Origin of the sequence: Neobacillus solisequens, from assembly GCF_051233465.1 — a bacterium.
Taxonomy (GTDB): Bacteria; Bacillota; Bacilli; order Bacillales; family Cytobacillaceae; genus Neobacillus.
In genome coordinates this window covers 603530-618461 of the sequence record NZ_JBKFGJ010000002.1, presented here as the reverse complement: position 1 = coordinate 618461, position 14932 = coordinate 603530, and the positions used below count along the sequence as shown (strand labels likewise).

Annotated in this window: 19 protein-coding genes; 7 read left to right on the top strand and 12 right to left on the bottom strand. The window is 38.2% G+C overall.

Annotation, left to right across the window (positions count from 1 at the left end):
• Window positions 1-74 precede the first annotated feature (74 nt).
• The 4 genes from ACI3K6_RS03585 to ACI3K6_RS03570 all read right to left on the bottom strand — a co-directional run bounded on the left by ACI3K6_RS03585 (window position 75) and on the right by ACI3K6_RS03570 (window position 4009).
• The gene (locus ACI3K6_RS03585) at window positions 75-1772 is read right to left on the bottom strand and encodes a sigma-54 interaction domain-containing protein (protein ID WP_435553740.1); all 1698 of its coding nucleotides are present in this window, start codon (window positions 1770-1772) and stop codon (window positions 75-77) included.
• A gap of 132 nt (window positions 1773-1904) precedes the next feature.
• Window positions 1905-2405 carry a DinB family protein gene (locus ACI3K6_RS03580; protein WP_435553739.1) on the bottom strand — a complete coding sequence of 167 codons (501 nt, stop codon included), beginning with the start codon at window positions 2403-2405 and terminating at the stop codon, window positions 1905-1907.
• 85 nt (window positions 2406-2490) lie between these two features.
• The gene (locus ACI3K6_RS03575; RefSeq protein WP_435553738.1) at window positions 2491-3033 is read right to left on the bottom strand and encodes an NADPH-dependent FMN reductase; all 543 of its coding nucleotides are present in this window, start codon (window positions 3031-3033) and stop codon (window positions 2491-2493) included.
• A 151-nt stretch (window positions 3034-3184) separates the two neighbouring features.
• Entirely contained in the window at window positions 3185-4009 is an 825-nt protein-coding gene (locus tag ACI3K6_RS03570; RefSeq protein ID WP_435553737.1) for a formate/nitrite transporter family protein, read from the bottom strand.
• A 175-nt stretch (window positions 4010-4184) separates the two neighbouring features.
• Between ACI3K6_RS03570 and ACI3K6_RS03565 the strand changes: the two genes are divergently transcribed.
• Together ACI3K6_RS03565 and ACI3K6_RS03560 are read left to right on the top strand one after the other, a co-directional pair.
• On the top strand, window positions 4185-4379 hold the full coding sequence (locus ACI3K6_RS03565; RefSeq protein WP_335481089.1) for an alpha/beta-type small acid-soluble spore protein: 195 nt from the start codon (window positions 4185-4187) through the stop codon (window positions 4377-4379).
• A gap of 118 nt (window positions 4380-4497) precedes the next feature.
• A complete protein-coding gene (locus tag ACI3K6_RS03560; RefSeq protein ID WP_435553736.1) occupies window positions 4498-5403 on the top strand; it encodes a cation diffusion facilitator family transporter in 906 nt (301 codons plus the stop codon).
• A gap of 49 nt (window positions 5404-5452) precedes the next feature.
• On the opposite strand, the gene ACI3K6_RS03555 is transcribed toward ACI3K6_RS03560, so the two are convergent.
• Entirely contained in the window at window positions 5453-5929 is a 477-nt protein-coding gene (locus ACI3K6_RS03555) for a hypothetical protein (RefSeq protein ID WP_435553735.1), read from the bottom strand.
• A 109-nt stretch (window positions 5930-6038) separates the two neighbouring features.
• Here ACI3K6_RS03555 and ACI3K6_RS03550 point away from each other — a divergent pair, with 109 nt between their 5' ends.
• Window positions 6039-6812: a class I SAM-dependent methyltransferase gene (locus ACI3K6_RS03550; protein WP_435553734.1), complete on the top strand. Its 774-nt coding sequence runs from the start codon at window positions 6039-6041 to the stop codon at window positions 6810-6812.
• 85 nt (window positions 6813-6897) lie between these two features.
• Here ACI3K6_RS03550 and ACI3K6_RS03545 read toward each other — a convergent pair whose 3' ends face one another.
• Together ACI3K6_RS03545 and ACI3K6_RS03540 are read right to left on the bottom strand one after the other, a co-directional pair.
• Entirely contained in the window at window positions 6898-7803 is a 906-nt protein-coding gene (locus tag ACI3K6_RS03545; protein ID WP_435553733.1) for a TIGR01777 family oxidoreductase, read from the bottom strand.
• Window positions 7804-7817: 14 nt separating this feature from the next.
• Window positions 7818-8318, bottom strand: coding sequence for a hypothetical protein (locus tag ACI3K6_RS03540; protein WP_435553732.1), 501 nt, complete (start codon window positions 8316-8318; stop codon window positions 7818-7820).
• A gap of 156 nt (window positions 8319-8474) precedes the next feature.
• Between ACI3K6_RS03540 and ACI3K6_RS03535 the strand changes: the two genes are divergently transcribed.
• A complete protein-coding gene (locus ACI3K6_RS03535; protein ID WP_435553731.1) occupies window positions 8475-9266 on the top strand; it encodes a Cof-type HAD-IIB family hydrolase in 792 nt (263 codons plus the stop codon).
• 290 nt (window positions 9267-9556) lie between these two features.
• Window positions 9557-10111, top strand: coding sequence for a DUF2062 domain-containing protein (locus tag ACI3K6_RS03530; protein ID WP_435553730.1), 555 nt, complete (start codon window positions 9557-9559; stop codon window positions 10109-10111).
• 47 nt (window positions 10112-10158) lie between these two features.
• Here the strand turns inward: ACI3K6_RS03530 and ACI3K6_RS03525 are convergent, their stop codons facing one another.
• Window positions 10159-10653: a DUF1648 domain-containing protein gene (locus ACI3K6_RS03525; RefSeq protein ID WP_435553729.1), complete on the bottom strand. Its 495-nt coding sequence runs from the start codon at window positions 10651-10653 to the stop codon at window positions 10159-10161.
• A 100-nt stretch (window positions 10654-10753) separates the two neighbouring features.
• On the opposite strand from ACI3K6_RS03525, the gene ACI3K6_RS03520 reads away from it, so the two are divergent.
• Window positions 10754-11272: a hypothetical protein gene (locus tag ACI3K6_RS03520; protein WP_435553728.1), complete on the top strand. Its 519-nt coding sequence runs from the start codon at window positions 10754-10756 to the stop codon at window positions 11270-11272.
• 104 nt (window positions 11273-11376) lie between these two features.
• Here ACI3K6_RS03520 and ACI3K6_RS03515 read toward each other — a convergent pair whose 3' ends face one another.
• Window positions 11377-11865 carry a GNAT family N-acetyltransferase gene (locus ACI3K6_RS03515; RefSeq protein ID WP_435553727.1) on the bottom strand — a complete coding sequence of 163 codons (489 nt, stop codon included), beginning with the start codon at window positions 11863-11865 and terminating at the stop codon, window positions 11377-11379.
• A 362-nt stretch (window positions 11866-12227) separates the two neighbouring features.
• On the opposite strand from ACI3K6_RS03515, the gene ACI3K6_RS03510 reads away from it, so the two are divergent.
• Complete coding sequence (locus ACI3K6_RS03510) at window positions 12228-12443, top strand: hypothetical protein (protein WP_435553726.1); 216 nt, start codon at window positions 12228-12230, stop codon at window positions 12441-12443.
• 24 nt (window positions 12444-12467) lie between these two features.
• On the opposite strand, the gene ACI3K6_RS03505 is transcribed toward ACI3K6_RS03510, so the two are convergent.
• The 3 genes from ACI3K6_RS03505 to ACI3K6_RS03495 form a co-directional block, all read right to left on the bottom strand.
• Entirely contained in the window at window positions 12468-13112 is a 645-nt protein-coding gene (locus ACI3K6_RS03505) for a vWA domain-containing protein (protein ID WP_435553725.1), read from the bottom strand.
• A 76-nt stretch (window positions 13113-13188) separates the two neighbouring features.
• Window positions 13189-14187: a macro domain-containing protein gene (locus ACI3K6_RS03500; protein ID WP_435553724.1), complete on the bottom strand. Its 999-nt coding sequence runs from the start codon at window positions 14185-14187 to the stop codon at window positions 13189-13191.
• A gap of 176 nt (window positions 14188-14363) precedes the next feature.
• The gene (locus ACI3K6_RS03495; protein WP_435553723.1) at window positions 14364-14852 is read right to left on the bottom strand and encodes a DUF2798 domain-containing protein; all 489 of its coding nucleotides are present in this window, start codon (window positions 14850-14852) and stop codon (window positions 14364-14366) included.
• Window positions 14853-14932 lie beyond the last annotated feature (80 nt).

The following is a 14932-nucleotide window of genomic DNA, read 5'->3' as shown; positions in this document are numbered from 1 at the left end:
CACAGGATTGGCGTTTTTGATAGGATTGACGTGTAATGCAAGGAAACATTATGAAACGGTTCATCTTGTTCCTTTTAATGTTGGGATGCATCATTGTCATGATTGGGCATCATTTGCATCTTGTTTAGCTTCCTAACAACCGTTGATTGATTTATTTTTAAAAGATCAGCAATTTTGTATGTACTAGTTGCCACCGTCTGAGCCTTTTTAATTAGTTCTTTTTCTACTATATCAATAGCATCCTTTAAGGGAATGATTTTATGGATCGTGATCGGACTCTCTTCATCCATTCCCAATAATTCTTTTTTTAATTTTCTTGGAAGAGCTTCTATTTCAATTCTATCGCCATCGGAAGCGACAAACATCCATTCTACCGCATTTTCCAGTTCTCGGACATTACCAGGCCAGTGGTATCGGCTTAATAAGGACAGTACCTCATTGGAAAATTGTTTCTCAAGGCCTTCTCTGGCATTAATTTTCTCTAAAGATGTGAGTAAAAGAGGAATGATATCCTCTGGACGTTCCCTTAAGGATGGAACATGTAAGGGGATGACGTAAAGCCGGTAATACAGGTCACTTCTAAATTTGCCTTCTTGGACAAGTGCTTCCAAGTCCTGATTGGTGGCGGCCAAAACACGGACATCCACTTCCATTAACTCTGAACCTCCGACACGGTAAAAGGATTTGTTTTGTAAGACATGAAGAAGCTTGGCCTGGAGCGACAACGGTAATTCTGCTACCTCATCTAAAAAGATCGTTCCACCGTTAGCTTTTTCAAAAAATCCTTTTTTTCCCTGACGTTTCGTCCCGGTAAAAGCACCTTCTTCGTAACCAAACATTTCACTTTCCATCAATGTTTCCGGAATCGCTGCACAATTTAACGGGATGAAGGGCTGGAGCTTTCGTTTACTCATTTTGTGGATCAACCGGGCCAATTCTGATTTTCCATTTCCAGACTCTCCAAGCAAAAGAATGGTTGAGTCTGTTTTAGCAGCCTTTGAAGCAAATGTAAAAAATTCTTTCATGATATTGCTTTTAATAACGAAATTTTCTTGTTTAAGCCATTGCTGATGAATCTGATGTGTATCGATGATAGGAAAAACGGAACGAGGGTTTACAGTGGAGATATCGGTTGAGGTGCAGATTACCCGATTAATTTCGCCGTTCTTCCCCCAGAGTATGTTGGATTGTACAAGGAGACGTTTATGATTAGCGGTCTCCTGAAGTATCGTTATATTTTCCCCTTTTTCAATCGCTAAAGCAATTCCTGATGGAAAAAAAACGCCTTCTTTTTCTAAGTCTTTCACGTTTTTTCCGATTAATTGTTCCCGCGAATAACAGTAGATACTCTCACACCGCTCATGGACCCGTAGAATGTTTCCCTGCCCATCAGCAATCATAATGTCATCCACGACCAAATCTAGAAGGGCCTGAAATTCATCACGGGTTTCTTCCTTTGGTAATTCTTCCTGGCTCTGATTTCTGATGATTAGCGCCAGACCATCACCAAACCCGGGAATCACATCCACCTCTAATCCGAATGACGGCAAAAAGTTAACCCGTTTGTAGCGATTTTCCCAAATATATTGAATGTCTTTTGGGAGATCCGTAATGGTATGAACGGAATAATCCACTTGTAATAATTTTCTTGCGACTGCATTAAAAATGATCACTTCTCCTTCAGGGTCGATAATCATGACACCCTCTGTGAAATGATGAAATATTCGCGTCATAAACTTCCACGTTAAAACGGATGGGCCTCGCTCAATCATTTTTTCCCTCCCAAGCATTGAAAAGTCCTATTTCAATAAAATCATAAAGCAACAAATTTGTAAATATTACAAAAATTAAGAAAAATAAAAAAGCACACGCAATTTGTGTGCTTATATAGAGAAAGGATAAGATTATAGGCTGGGAGCTTCCATTCCAATTAGACTCCATTCTTCTCTTGCAGGTCCGTAGATGCCAGGAATTTTCACACCCGCTTGACGCATCAGGACGGTAATTTGCCCGCGATGATGGATGAGATGTTTAATGAGAAGGTCTAATGTAACGGCCTTCGGCATTTCCCTGCCAAAAACATGGATCTTATCTGACAACGATGAATCTGACCATTGCTTTACAGCCTCCATTGTATCGGCTGTCACTTTGCGAAAGGTATCTGCAATTTCCTTAGCAGAATCTGGAACTTGATTCGCATTCTCAACCTGTTCCACCTTCAGCCCGAATTCACTCAGCATACCGGGTGTGCTTGTTACAATATGCCAAGCTATTTTTCCTAAACTGCGGTCTTCTGGTGATACCAACTGCTGAAGGGATGCATCTGTTAGAGCATCAAAAACTTTTTGCGTGGATCCAGCTTCATGGGTCCAATCACCAATAAACTCTTGAATGGATGTATACATAATAAATGGCCTCCTTGACATTTCCAAATTATGGTCAACATTTTATATCATGATGATTTTTGTTGCTTTTTATCCAAATTTTTAACTAGGCTTCCTTAACAAATTCAACAAATCGCTCCATAACAGCATCAATAAATGAGAGTGTTGCCTCATCTTTAAGATGCCCTTTTTCCTGATCAAACTTTGTTTGCGCTTGGCCAATCAGAATTTCATTGCCTGCCGGTGGGAATAGGTTAACTTGCATACCGGCTAAAATCTGGCGGATATGTAATTGTGCACGTAAAGTACCCATAATGCCAGTGGCGGCCCCTGCTGTCAAAACAGGCTTACCAACTAAAACCTTGTCTACTCTGGATAACCAATCCAGTGCATTTTTTAGCACACCAGGGATCGACCAGTTATATTCAGGTGTTAACATAAGAACGGCATCAGCTTCTTTGACTTTCTTTTTAAAATCAAGAACCGTTTGTGCTGGATCATTTTCAATATCCTGATCATAGTATGGCAGTTGGCCAATTTCGAGTATTTCCAATTCAAATTGGTTTGTATAACGCTCCTGAATGGTTTTTGCTAACATCCGGTTATAAGAATCTTTTCGTAGACTTCCCACAATGGCTACAAATTTCATGCACCTATCCCCTTTTTACTTAAATTGTTTGACAATAATGATTATAAAAACAATGTTTGTTAGAAACAATATATTTGCTTATATACAAAAAAACCGATGTCTCTTATTCTGAGAGATCATCGGTTTTTTAGTTTACATAATAATATTATATTTATTTTGCTGCAGTTTTTCTCATTGGTTGAAAAATCGTTGTTGTTTTTTTAATCGAATCATTCTTTCGATAGGCATGATAATAGGCCATGGCTATAAAGATGGTTCCGCCGACTGCATTGCCTAAAAAGACAGGAACAAAGTTTTGGAGATATTCCATCCAAGTGAAATGTCCAGCAAAGATCGCGGCAGGTATGACAAACATATTGGCGACAACGTGCTGAAAGCCAATTGCTACGAATGACATGGTAGGAAACCATATTCCTAAAATCTTACCTGACATATCCTCTGCACCATAACATAACCATACGGCAGAGGCTACCAGCCAGTTACAGCCAATTCCTGAGACAAATGCCTGAATAAATGATACTTCCAGTTTGTGCTGAGCGATACTAACTGTTTTTTCCAAGAAAGGCGCTGTTTCCGTTAATCCGACTACATGGCCGAAAAAATACGCCACAAAGATAGCACCGACAAAATTGCTCAAAGTCACTAGCAGCCAGTTATACAGCAGCTTTCCTGTGGTGATTTTCTTTGCCATTCTTGCCAGCGGCACTGCCATCATATTACCTGTTAGCAGCTCCCCTCCGCCTAATAAAGTAAGAATCAAACCAATCGGGAATACGGAAGCTCCGACTAAACTGCTGATTCCTGCGAAATCCCCCGTCATGGTTGCTGTAATTCTTATATAAAGCAAATAGCCAAGAGCAATAAACGCCCCTGCTTCAAAACCTAGAATTAAGGTTTGCAAAGAGGCATACTTTGTCTTTTTCACTCCATTCTCAACAGTAATCTCCATAATTTTGTCTGGTTTACTATAAGCCATAATGATGAACTCCTTAAGATTGTGAAATAATGAACATACTTATTTTAACTCTTTTTTCTCAAAACCAATGTGAATTTTTTATTAACGTTTTGATAGCGCTTTATTGATGTGGGCAGATTAATTACGAGCAATTTCAATATAATTGCTCTAAAAAAATCGTCGGGAGTGATGGATCATGGCTAGAAACAAACTGTTGGTTCCTGGTGCAGATAATGCTTTAGATCAGATGAAAGCAGAAATTGCCAATGAGTTTGGAGTTCAACTTGGTGCTGATACGACCGCGCGAGCAAATGGATCAGTGGGCGGCGAAATGACTAAACGTCTCGTCGCTTATGCTGAACAGGCTTTAAGAAATCAACAGAATCAATAGTCTGTGATTTCGCATGAATGAGGGTGTCTCAAATGAGACACCCTTTTTATCATGAATTTATCCATTAAAGGAGTATAATGGATATAGAAGGAATTTTTTATTCTAGGAGTGAGAAATGATGAGTGAATTTGATTTTCACTTTCCCAATCACGTGAAATTCCAACAAAAGTCGAAGAAAACATTATGGATTACGTTATTTTTGACGTTGTTCTTCACCCTTGTGGAAGTAATTGGCGGTTTGTTGTCTGGTTCTCTTGCCCTTTTATCAGACTCAGCCCATATGGCATCCGATGTCATCGCATTGGGTTTTAGCATGACAGCGATTTATTTGGCTACAAGAAAACCAAATAAAAGGTATACATTCGGATTCCTCCGCTTTGAGATTCTGGCATCATTCATCAATGGACTTGCCTTAATTATCATCGCAATTGGAATATTTATCGAAGGGTTCAAACGGATTATTGCACCAAGGGAAATTGAACTTCAGTTAATGTTAACTGTCGCCACCATCGGTTTAATTGTAAATATCGTCCTGACAATCGTTCTCGCGCGAAGTACAAAGCAAGAGGAAAATTTAAATATAAAAAGCGCACTCTGGCATTTTATTGGGGATCTACTCAACTCAGTTGGGGTTATAATTTCAGCCATCCTCATTCATTTTACAGGCTTAAACTTAATTGACCCAATCATTAGTATGGTTATCGGTACCGTCATTTTGATCGGTGGTGCCAAAATTATGAAGGAATCTTACTTTATTTTGATGGAAACCGTACCAGATCAATTTGACCTGGATGAAATTCGCCAAGCGATTAAGACCGTCGAAGGTGTAGAGGATGTCCATGAGATGCATTTATGGACCGTGACAACAGACCACTTTTCTTTTACGGCACATGTATTTTTAAAAAATAATGCGGAGCCATTGATGACAGTCGCCAAGATTAACTATTTATTAAATGAAAAATACGGTCTTCAGCACGCCACCATCCAAATTGAAAATCCACATAAAAAACAAAATTTAGCTTAAATAAAATAGAGGGTTGCGATTAGCAGCCCTCTTCTAATTTCTGACTATGTTATGCCCTTTTAAACCCTTCTTCCATTAAAAACGCTTCCGCTTCTTCCAGTGTATCAAAAGTTTCTTCAAGATTGAGTCCAAAATAAATATTCCAAACTTCTTCTTCAAGAATCAGCATAAGTACTTCATTTGCATCATTCACCCAGCGCTCTTCTTGATTTTCGCCAATGATGGCTGCTTCTGCCACGGTTTTTTTATTCGCTGATAAACTGGCAATCGATTCTTTAATTAATTGCTTCAGTTCCTCGGCAGAATAGTCACGAATATTCACGAGCCCTTTTTGATCCGTTTGGTAATTGGTTAGTTTTCCTGCATAGACAAAGCCATTACCGTTGGGATGTAGATGATACACCACATTTTTCTTTTCATAAATACTTTCATTAAATTGGTAATTCACCCTGCCAAGTGAAACGTTTACTCGTTCCAATTCAGGGAATGATTCAATAATCGCAAGTTTTTGTTCAAAAGTTAACATACAAGCCTCCAAATGATTAATGCTCCCATTTTATCATAACTACAGGTATAATCGAAATTAACAGAAAAGTTCAGTCACCTTTGAGCGATTTTAAGGGGGATGAAAGGAAATGGATTCTGGAAGCCGGACAAAAGATATGTGGGATGCCAATTTATATGATGGGAATCATTCGTTTGTTTCCCAATATGGAACAGGATTAATAGAGTTATTGTCACCAAAAAAAGGTGAAAAAATTCTTGATCTTGGCTGTGGAACTGGTGATTTGGCTAAGAATTTAGCAGGCTTAGGAGCCGATGTGGTTGGCGTGGATAAATCAGAGAATATGGTATTTCAAGCGCAAAATAAATATCCTGAGTTGTCGTTCGTGGTTCAGGATGTAACACAATTAAGCTTTCAGGAAGATTTTGATGCGGTCTTCTCCAATGCCACACTGCATTGGGTAAAACAGCCTGAAAAAGCACTGAAATCTATTTTTACCTGTTTGAAAAAGGGAGGAAGGTTTGTAGCAGAATTTGGCGGCAAAGGGAATGTTCAATTGATAACAGATGAAATCATTCATCAATTAGGAAAAGCAGGGTTTTTATTCGATCGTGATGCATTTCCTTGGTATTATCCGAGCATTGGGGAGTATTCCAATTTAATGGAAAAAATAGGATTTAGGGTTACATTTGCACAGCATTTTGATCGACCAACTCAGCTGGTCGGTGATGATGGATTGAAAAATTGGATTCACATGTTTGCCAGTGATTTTTTTGAGGGTGTTTCTGAAGATGTTCGGGACTCTATTATTTCCTCTGTTGAAAATGAATTAAAAGATACATTATATAAAAATGGGCATTGGTATGCAGATTACAAGAGGATTCGGGTTATTGGGATTAAATAACTATTGGCTGTGATGCTGAGCGGGTGAATTGGCGACTTTAGTTTGGCACAAGCCTAATTTGGGGTCGCCAATCCCAAAAGTAAATTCAACTCTCTCCTAACAAATCCTCCAAAGCAGCCCACAAAGAGGAGAACCGGAACTCAAACCCTTCATCTATGAGTCGTCTCGGTTTAACATTCTGGCCCTCCAGCACCAAAGCGCTTTTTTTACCCAATGCCAGCTTCATGGCAAAGGTAGGTACCGGTAACCAGTGCGGACGATGAAGTACCGCTCCGATGGTTTTGCCAAATTCCTTCATTCGTACCGGTTTAGGTGCGGTTACATTCACTGGCCCTTTTACATGCTCATTTTTGATTGCAAAAGATATTGCCCGAACCACATCGGTCACGTGAACCCATGATACCCATTGTTCACCGGAGCCTACAGTCCCACCAACAAATAATTTATAGGGCAGCACCATAAGCGGAAGTGCTCCTCCTTCAAGGCCTAGGACAACCCCAAATCTCACAAAAACTGTTCGAATGCCAAGATGACTCGCTTCTCCTGCTTTTTTCTCCCAATCCGAAACGGTTTTTCCTAAGAAATCATTCGCTATCTCGGGTGAATCTTCTGAATAAATCTTTGTTACCGAAGCAGGATAAATCCCAATTGCGCTGGCATTGATTAGCACCTTAGGTTTCTGATCCAATGCTTCCATTATTCTTATCAGTTCATTTGTTGCCTTCATTCGGCTTTCATAAATTTGCTTTTGATGGCTCTCATTCCATCTGCCCTCATTTATGGAAACCCCTGCTAAATTGATAAACACATCGGCAGTGATGATGTCTTTTTCAGGAGTTGCATTTGGAGATAGCCACTGAACATAGGCAACATTTTCGCTAGACACCTTTTCCCTCCTTGTTAATACGGTGACATGATGCCCTTCTTTAAGAAGATTTTTCACTAATTTTTCTCCAATAAAGCCTGTTCCGCCTGCAATAACAATCCTCAATCATTTTCCCTCCTTTATTTGTTGTAATCCTCCCAATATTGATAAATGAACTCTTTTACCAATTCACTCAATTGACTTTTTTTCTGCCCTTTTACCCACTCGACTTGATCAATCGGGAGCTTAACCCTAATATTAACCTCTTCATCCGGCATTTCTACTTTTCTGATGTCTTCTAAAGTAATACCCTCTTCTATATTAGGGAAGTCTGATTCAGCTTCCTTTACTTGTACAAAATCACAATAGTCCTCTATATCATCGATTTCACAAAATAAATTCAACTGTGGCAGTCTGCCAGGGAGAATTTTTACATGCATGATCAAGTTCAGCCATCTACCATCTTCTAATTCTATTTCAATAATTAAGTTTTCCACTTTTTTATATTTTTTTAAGACCACTTCACTGACAATCAAATCAAGTTCTAAAAAAAACCGGGCATGATCTTCGAAGATATAAATCGCATGATTAAAAAAATGGATCTCCTCACCATCAAATTTTACAGCTTTAACTACTACCATGATTGTTCCCCCAAATAATGTTTCAATTACCAATATAGTATCATCAATTTTGTTTCTTTGGGGATGTATTGCCTTCCGATTAAAGAGAAAATATTTTTTCTCCTCTCATTTTTTGATATAGTAATTCTTATGTATAAAAGGAAGGAAAATGAGACGATGAAATGTTTTTCAATTGATTTAGATGGAACATTATTAAATTCTGCAAGAGAAATACCCGAGGAAAACTATGCCGTTTTACAGGAATTGCGTCATCATGGGCATAGCGTCATTATTAATACAGGCCGTGCATACGAAGATGTGATTCAGTTTAAAGAACTTCAAAGGTTAGAAACACCAATTATTACCATTAACGGAACGGTGCTCTACTCAAAGAGTGGCGATGTTCTTCATGAAGGCTCAATGAAAATCTCTGTTTATCAAGATTTACTTAACAGCTTAAGGGAATTTGGCCTATGGATTATGGTTTATACGAACCAAGGCGGTTTCCCATGTCGAAATCCTAAAATCCAGGGAAAAAGTACCGAAGAAATCGAGCCGATTTTCAAAGACTATGATTATGACCAAATTTTAGAGAAAGAAAACATGAAGATTTATAAAGTTATGGCAGTGGCAAAAGATCCTAAAAAAATCGAGCAAATCAAAAAAGCCATTTCAGGGAAATTTGACCTATCCATGGCATCCTCCCACGATAACAATATCGAGTTTACCTCTATCGAAGCAAACAAAGGAACAGCCCTATTAAAATACCAGCAAATCATGAACCAAAAATTCGACGAAATCTTTGCCTTCGGTGACGGCGGCAACGACCTCGAACAATTCAAAGTAGCCACCACATCCGTGGCAATGGGCAACGCCCCCTTCCATATCCAACAACAAGCCGACATCATCACCAAAACAAATGACCAAAACGGCTTCGCCTACGCGGTTAAAGAACTGTTGAATATATAAAGGTGACAGGCACCACAAAAAGACAAAACAGCCTTTTGTCCACCTGGGGCGGACACTCGCAACAGCGCCATCATTGTCCACCCCAGAAATACATTTGTACACGGATGGTGACAGGCACCGTCGTTGCACCGTCGTCGGTACCTGTCATCTTTTTAAAAAATTTGGTGTATTTTAATGCTTTTTTAATACATTCTAACTATATCTATGGTATTATTTCATTAAAGGAAACCTTTTCATTGAAATTGGAAGTTTGCTTTTGTAGGGCCATTTTTTTGGAAATGAGGTGCCATATGAAAAATACGGTGAAAAAGTATCATATTTTCAATAGAATTGGACGATTGTTTAAGCTGAATTATTTGAAACTTCTGCGTTCTAAAGGTGGCGCCAAGAAAGTGGCACTGGGGTTTGCGATTGGCTTTGGCTTGGAGATGTTGGTCATTTCGACAGCTTCTCTAATTTATATATTATTTGTCCCTGCTGTTAGGGTGGCAAGAGGTTCATTGCCAGCTTCTATTATTGGCAATATTATTGGAAAACTAACCTTCCTACCGGTAATTCTATTGCCATTTGCCAGAAAAATCGGAAAAATGATCCTTCCAATGAAAACGAGCTATGGGCATCATATTCCCTTTTCATTCCAAAAACTTATGCACGGTGACTTCCTTACCCTACTTAGTCTCCTACATGGCAGTTTGCATGTCTTAATTGGCATGATTGTATTCGGAATCATATTAGGGATTGTTTCTTATTATCTTGTACATCATTTATATGAGCGTGAAAAAGAAAGAAGATTACAAAGGGTCAAAAATGGAAAAATTGCCAGAGGCATTCCATTAAGAAATTAATATAAACATTAAAAAACTGGGCGGATCTACCTTCGCTCAGTTTTTTGTTATTTCATGCGTACCAATCGATAAACAGTGATTCCAACTGTACCGAAAATAATTAATAAAAATACAGGTAAAAACCAACCTGCATTTGAATCGATGCCTTTAGCTACTTGAACACTTTCCCAGGTGATCAAAGATAAAAGCAAAACAATTTCAAAGTTTAATGTCACCATCATTCTACGAGCTTCGAAATAAAGTCTTGGTGCATTTTCTTCCGTAATTCTGACAGGATAATTATTAACATGGGGATACCGCTCAACAATAGACAAAGTAATAAATAATAGCGATTCAATAATCGGAATTGTCCAAATGAATCCCTTTCCTCCCCATCCATCCGCTTTACCCATCGCATTAAAATGGACGGGCACTTTCTCTGGCAGGCTTTTATAAAGATAAAAAAGATAAATAAATTGCCCTCCGATCAACAAAATAGAAAGAACCTTTATCACTTTTTCGGAAAATGTCATCGAAATTGTAAGAATTGGCCGTTGTTTCATCTTTCTCACTCCCCTAAACTACCCCATCCATTATACAATATTTCCCTTAAGAAACATCTAAAAATAATATCTATCCCTACTACACATAAGGAACTACGAATTGGGAAAAAATACATTTAACGAAGAAGAAAAAGGACGGAAGATGATGAAACACACCAATAAATTCATTTTTTTAATGGCGATTCTACCTTGGCTCTCCATTCCCTTAATCGGAAAACAATCGTTAAAACGTTTCCTTCCAGCCTCATTAGCCATGGTCATTTTTGTGATTGTAGAGGGAGTATACGCCGAGAAGAAAAAATGGTGGTGGTTCTCCTATAACATCAAACCTAATTTTTTAGGAGAATTCCCCATGATTTTCGGCCCTTTTATTGTGGGCAGCCTTTGGATTTTAAAATTCACGTTTGGCAAATTTTATTGGTATATGATCTTAAATTTATTGGTTGATTCCTTTTTTACCTATTTTGGAATTCCTATTTTACGAAAAATTGGCTATGGTTCGCTAGTTCGACTAACCAAGCCAAAATTGTCACTGATCTTTATTATTAAATCGATGCTCTTGTACAGTTTTCATCTTTTTTATGAAAAAATCTTTTTGAAAGACAACCCCACATCCTAAAAATCACATAAAAATGAGACAGGTTTGATTCGACCTGTCTCGTTTAACTACTATATGAGCTGCTTTGTTCCATCGGTTGTTCAATGGTATACTAAATGACCAGTTTATTCTATCGTTTTAATCATGTTATACCAAGTCACACCACCATGCTCCGAACTGGAAACACCTCGATTAACGTATCCATATTTTTCATAAAAAGCGATTAGATTTTCTTTGCAAGTTAGGGTGATGGTTTCACGTTTATAGGCAATTGCTACTTTTTCAAAATACTCTAAAAGTGCTGCAGCTACACCACGAGTTTGAAAATGCGGGGTGACAGCAATTCCCAAAATGCTTTGGTGACCACCTGATGGAGGATTTGGCTTGATCTCCTGATAAAGGTCATCGGTTATAAATGGAGTTCCGATCACTGGACCATTCACCAGCCCTACGATCACACCATCCACTTCTGCTACAAAAAAACTATCTGGAATCCTCTGAATTCGCTTCATCAACGCTTCTTCCATTGCGGCCTCTTCTTTTGGAAAGCATAATTGTTCGATAATGATAAGCTCAGGTAAGTCTTCCATTGTTACGTGACGTATGTTCAACACTTTTTTTCATGCCTCCCAAAACAATAACCAAATTTATAGCTTAAAGAAGTTAATCTACTTATCTACTATAACGAGTATTGGGAAGGAATGATAGTATAATTTTTCGGAAAATCTACAAAACTCTCCCTTGATCACGGTTGGTTTCGATTTCATTTTTACTTCCGTTTACATAGATTTTCATAGTGCCTTCCCATTTGGACGAAATCTCCAGCTTGGTATTATTTCTTTTGTAGTATGAAGAGTCCTTTATTAATGTAGTTAAGCCTTTCATTCGTCTGCACTAATCATTAAAATATCGCTAGGCAGGTGGACAATCACGTATCGTATTAGAAAAATAAAATGGAGCAAGGACGGTGATTGACTTGTCAAACCGAGTAAATATCATTCACTTTAACGTACAAAGAATAGCCAATAATGCAAACATCAATTTTGGTGCAGCCGATCAAAACAGCCATACTTCAAACAATACGATTATCGGTGGAAATTTTAGTTTTGGTGATGGGGGCGATAACTCCTTCACAAATATTAATAATGGAAATATAGACATTTCAAATGAAAACAAGGAACAGGACTCCTAGGCAATTCAGGGATCTGGACTTTTTTTATAAACGACGTTTAAAATCCCTTTCAATCCCTTTTTTCCAGTTTCGGTCCAACCTTTCCCCGCCGTGTAGGTTGTCTACTGCTTCGTTTAACACTTCAAAATTCACTTCCGTTCCCAACTCATCTGCATGGTAATCTACAGCGAAGTCCTCGTGAATGCCGAATCGATCAGCGGTCGCAATGGCGTCAATGTTGGCACCTAGGAATAAGAATTCCCAGCCATATGTCTCTCTTTGATGTTTCACCATCTTACTGATTTTTTCCTCAGTAAATTCACGGCTGGCATTTTCCATCCCATCCGTTGTTATGACAAATAGGACCCTATCAGCACGTTCTCTCTCGCTGGTTCTCTTTTGGACATTCACGATTTTTTGTATAGTAAAACCAATGGCATCTAATAGAGCGGTGGTGCCGCCAACTTCATAATTGGCATTTGTTATTGGGGAGATGCCCTTTAGATTGATTCGATCATGTAATAATTCGTATTTATCATTAAATAAAACCGTCGTCACAAACGCTTCACCTTCGGATTTTTGCTGTTTCTTCAGCATCGCATTATAGCCTCCGACGGTATCAGATTCGAGTCCTGCCATCGATCCGCTTTTATCTAAAATAAACACTAATTCTGTTAGATTCTTTTTCAATTCATAAACCCTCCTTTGTTGATAATCAAATCTAACCAATCATCAAATAAAAAAAGGTCGCTTTTTAAGCGACATTTTAAGAACCCAGTAATGGCTGATCAAAGGCAAATAACGCCTCATTAATCTCATGTATATTATAGATTCCCTGCTTTATAAAAAACTCGATAATCACATCAAATTTACTGCTATGTGACAAGGTAAACCCTGCTGTTTTTAGGAGTTCATTTGTTTCATCTATCTTTAATCTTAAGGCAACCGCAAATGCCAGGACCGTTTTCTTTTTGGGATTATAATCTGCCCCATTCCGGATTTTTGAAAATAAACGCCGGTCAATATTGGCCTTTTTATATGTCTCAACATCCGTCATTCCTTTTTCATCAATTAAACGAAGAAGGTGTTCCGAAAATGGTTCATCTAATTGGTTTAACAAATCATCCAACGTAGCCTGAGATTCAAGAATGTTATCCTTAAGAACCTCACTCTCCCACAATGGAGGTTCTACTATCTGTAATGACCTATTATGACTAAAAAGGTTTTCCACTTCTTCCACATAATGCTCGTCAACGTATTGATGAACAGAGGAAAATAGTTTATCACTGATCACAAAGGATCTTTTGTCAAAAACAACTAAATAAACGAGCATATCATTTTTCAATAAAAATGAACTGATCGTGGATATGGCAATTTGCAGCGCTTCTTCCCTCGGATAACCGTAGATACCGGTGGAAATCAACGGAAACGCAATGGATTCGCATTGATGTTCCATGGCCAATTCCAGAGAGTTACTATAGGAATCTTTTAATAAGTCATCTTCCTGATGTCCACCTCCCTGCCAAACCGGCCCCGCTGTATGAATGATATACTTTGCCTCTAAATTGAACCCATCGGTAATGACAGCTCCCCCAGTCTTACACCTACCAATCTGATCACATGCCTTCTGCAATTCTTTGGAACCTGCTGCATGAAAAATAGCTCCACAAACACCCCCGCCCATTTTAAGAGCGGTATTAGCTGCATTCACAATCGCATCTACTTTCATTTTGGTTATATCATGACGAAGTATTTCTAATGGCATAGTTTTTCACTTCCAAATATCATGTTTCATAAAAGATTATCTCTATTATAGTACATTTTCCCTCTCTTGTTTTTACTCCTTTTCATTAAGAAGGATGCTTTACTGGGAATCCAACTTGGATGAAATTTAAAAAGCTGAAGTTCAAGACCTTCAGCTTTTTTCCTGACAAAAAACTTTTATACCGATTCTACATTGTTAGGAGTAGATTTAATATATATCATAAAAATAAAACGGACACATGGACCCATGATCACGATTTGCAAAGGCAGTGCCACAATGATATTTTTTGCAAAAACGGACAAAAAGTCTGTGATTAAGTAGTTTGAGTGGTATCCATTTCGAATCGAGTAGGTCACTAATCCGTATATGGACATGAAAAAGGCCATGCCAATCACCATGCAGGTTGATATGGCAAGGATTGTATAGAGCTTATTGTTCCTTTTGGCTGTTAATTTTAATGCCAATTTCTTTGCATTTGGTCCAACCAAAAATACGTCGAGCGTTAACGCAATGATAAACCCAATGACAAAATCTGATATTCCTTCTAATAAATTCATTTTTCCAAACATCCCATTAAGGTAAAGATTATACACGGTCATAACTAAGACCATCCCAAAACACATAATCATCCCAAATTGTAAACTTTCTTTCTTATTCGTTGGCAATTTCAATCATCCCTTCTTGGTTGCTATCTTTTGTATTATAGAGATAGGAGAAATTCCACGTAAGTGAACGTTTTGTTAAT

Bases quoted from the DNA above. Each gene is read 5' to 3' on its own strand.
- ACI3K6_RS03530 (WP_435553730.1), top strand. From the start codon at position 9,557: ATGAAAAATACGGTGAAAAAGTATCATATTTTCAATAGAATTGGACGA.
- ACI3K6_RS03535 (WP_435553731.1), top strand. From the start codon at position 8,475: ATGAAATGTTTTTCAATTGATTTAGATGGAACATTATTAAATTCTGCA.
- ACI3K6_RS03540 (WP_435553732.1), bottom strand. From the start codon at position 8,318: ATGGTAGTAGTTAAAGCTGTAAAATTTGATGGTGAGGAGATCCATTTT.
- ACI3K6_RS03560 (WP_435553736.1), top strand. From the start codon at position 4,498: ATGAGTGAATTTGATTTTCACTTTCCCAATCACGTGAAATTCCAACAA.
- ACI3K6_RS03575 (WP_435553738.1), bottom strand. From the start codon at position 3,033: ATGAAATTTGTAGCCATTGTGGGAAGTCTACGAAAAGATTCTTATAAC.
- ACI3K6_RS03585 (WP_435553740.1), bottom strand. From the start codon at position 1,772: ATGATTGAGCGAGGCCCATCCGTTTTAACGTGGAAGTTTATGACGCGA.
- ACI3K6_RS03555 (WP_435553735.1), bottom strand. From the start codon at position 5,929: ATGTTAACTTTTGAACAAAAACTTGCGATTATTGAATCATTCCCTGAA.
- ACI3K6_RS03580 (WP_435553739.1), bottom strand. From the start codon at position 2,405: ATGTATACATCCATTCAAGAGTTTATTGGTGATTGGACCCATGAAGCT.
- ACI3K6_RS03500 (WP_435553724.1), bottom strand. From the start codon at position 14,187: ATGCCATTAGAAATACTTCGTCATGATATAACCAAAATGAAAGTAGAT.
- ACI3K6_RS03525 (WP_435553729.1), bottom strand. From the start codon at position 10,653: ATGAAACAACGGCCAATTCTTACAATTTCGATGACATTTTCCGAAAAA.
- ACI3K6_RS03550 (WP_435553734.1), top strand. From the start codon at position 6,039: ATGGATTCTGGAAGCCGGACAAAAGATATGTGGGATGCCAATTTATAT.
- ACI3K6_RS03570 (WP_435553737.1), bottom strand. From the start codon at position 4,009: ATGGCTTATAGTAAACCAGACAAAATTATGGAGATTACTGTTGAGAAT.
- ACI3K6_RS03565 (WP_335481089.1), top strand. From the start codon at position 4,185: ATGGCTAGAAACAAACTGTTGGTTCCTGGTGCAGATAATGCTTTAGAT.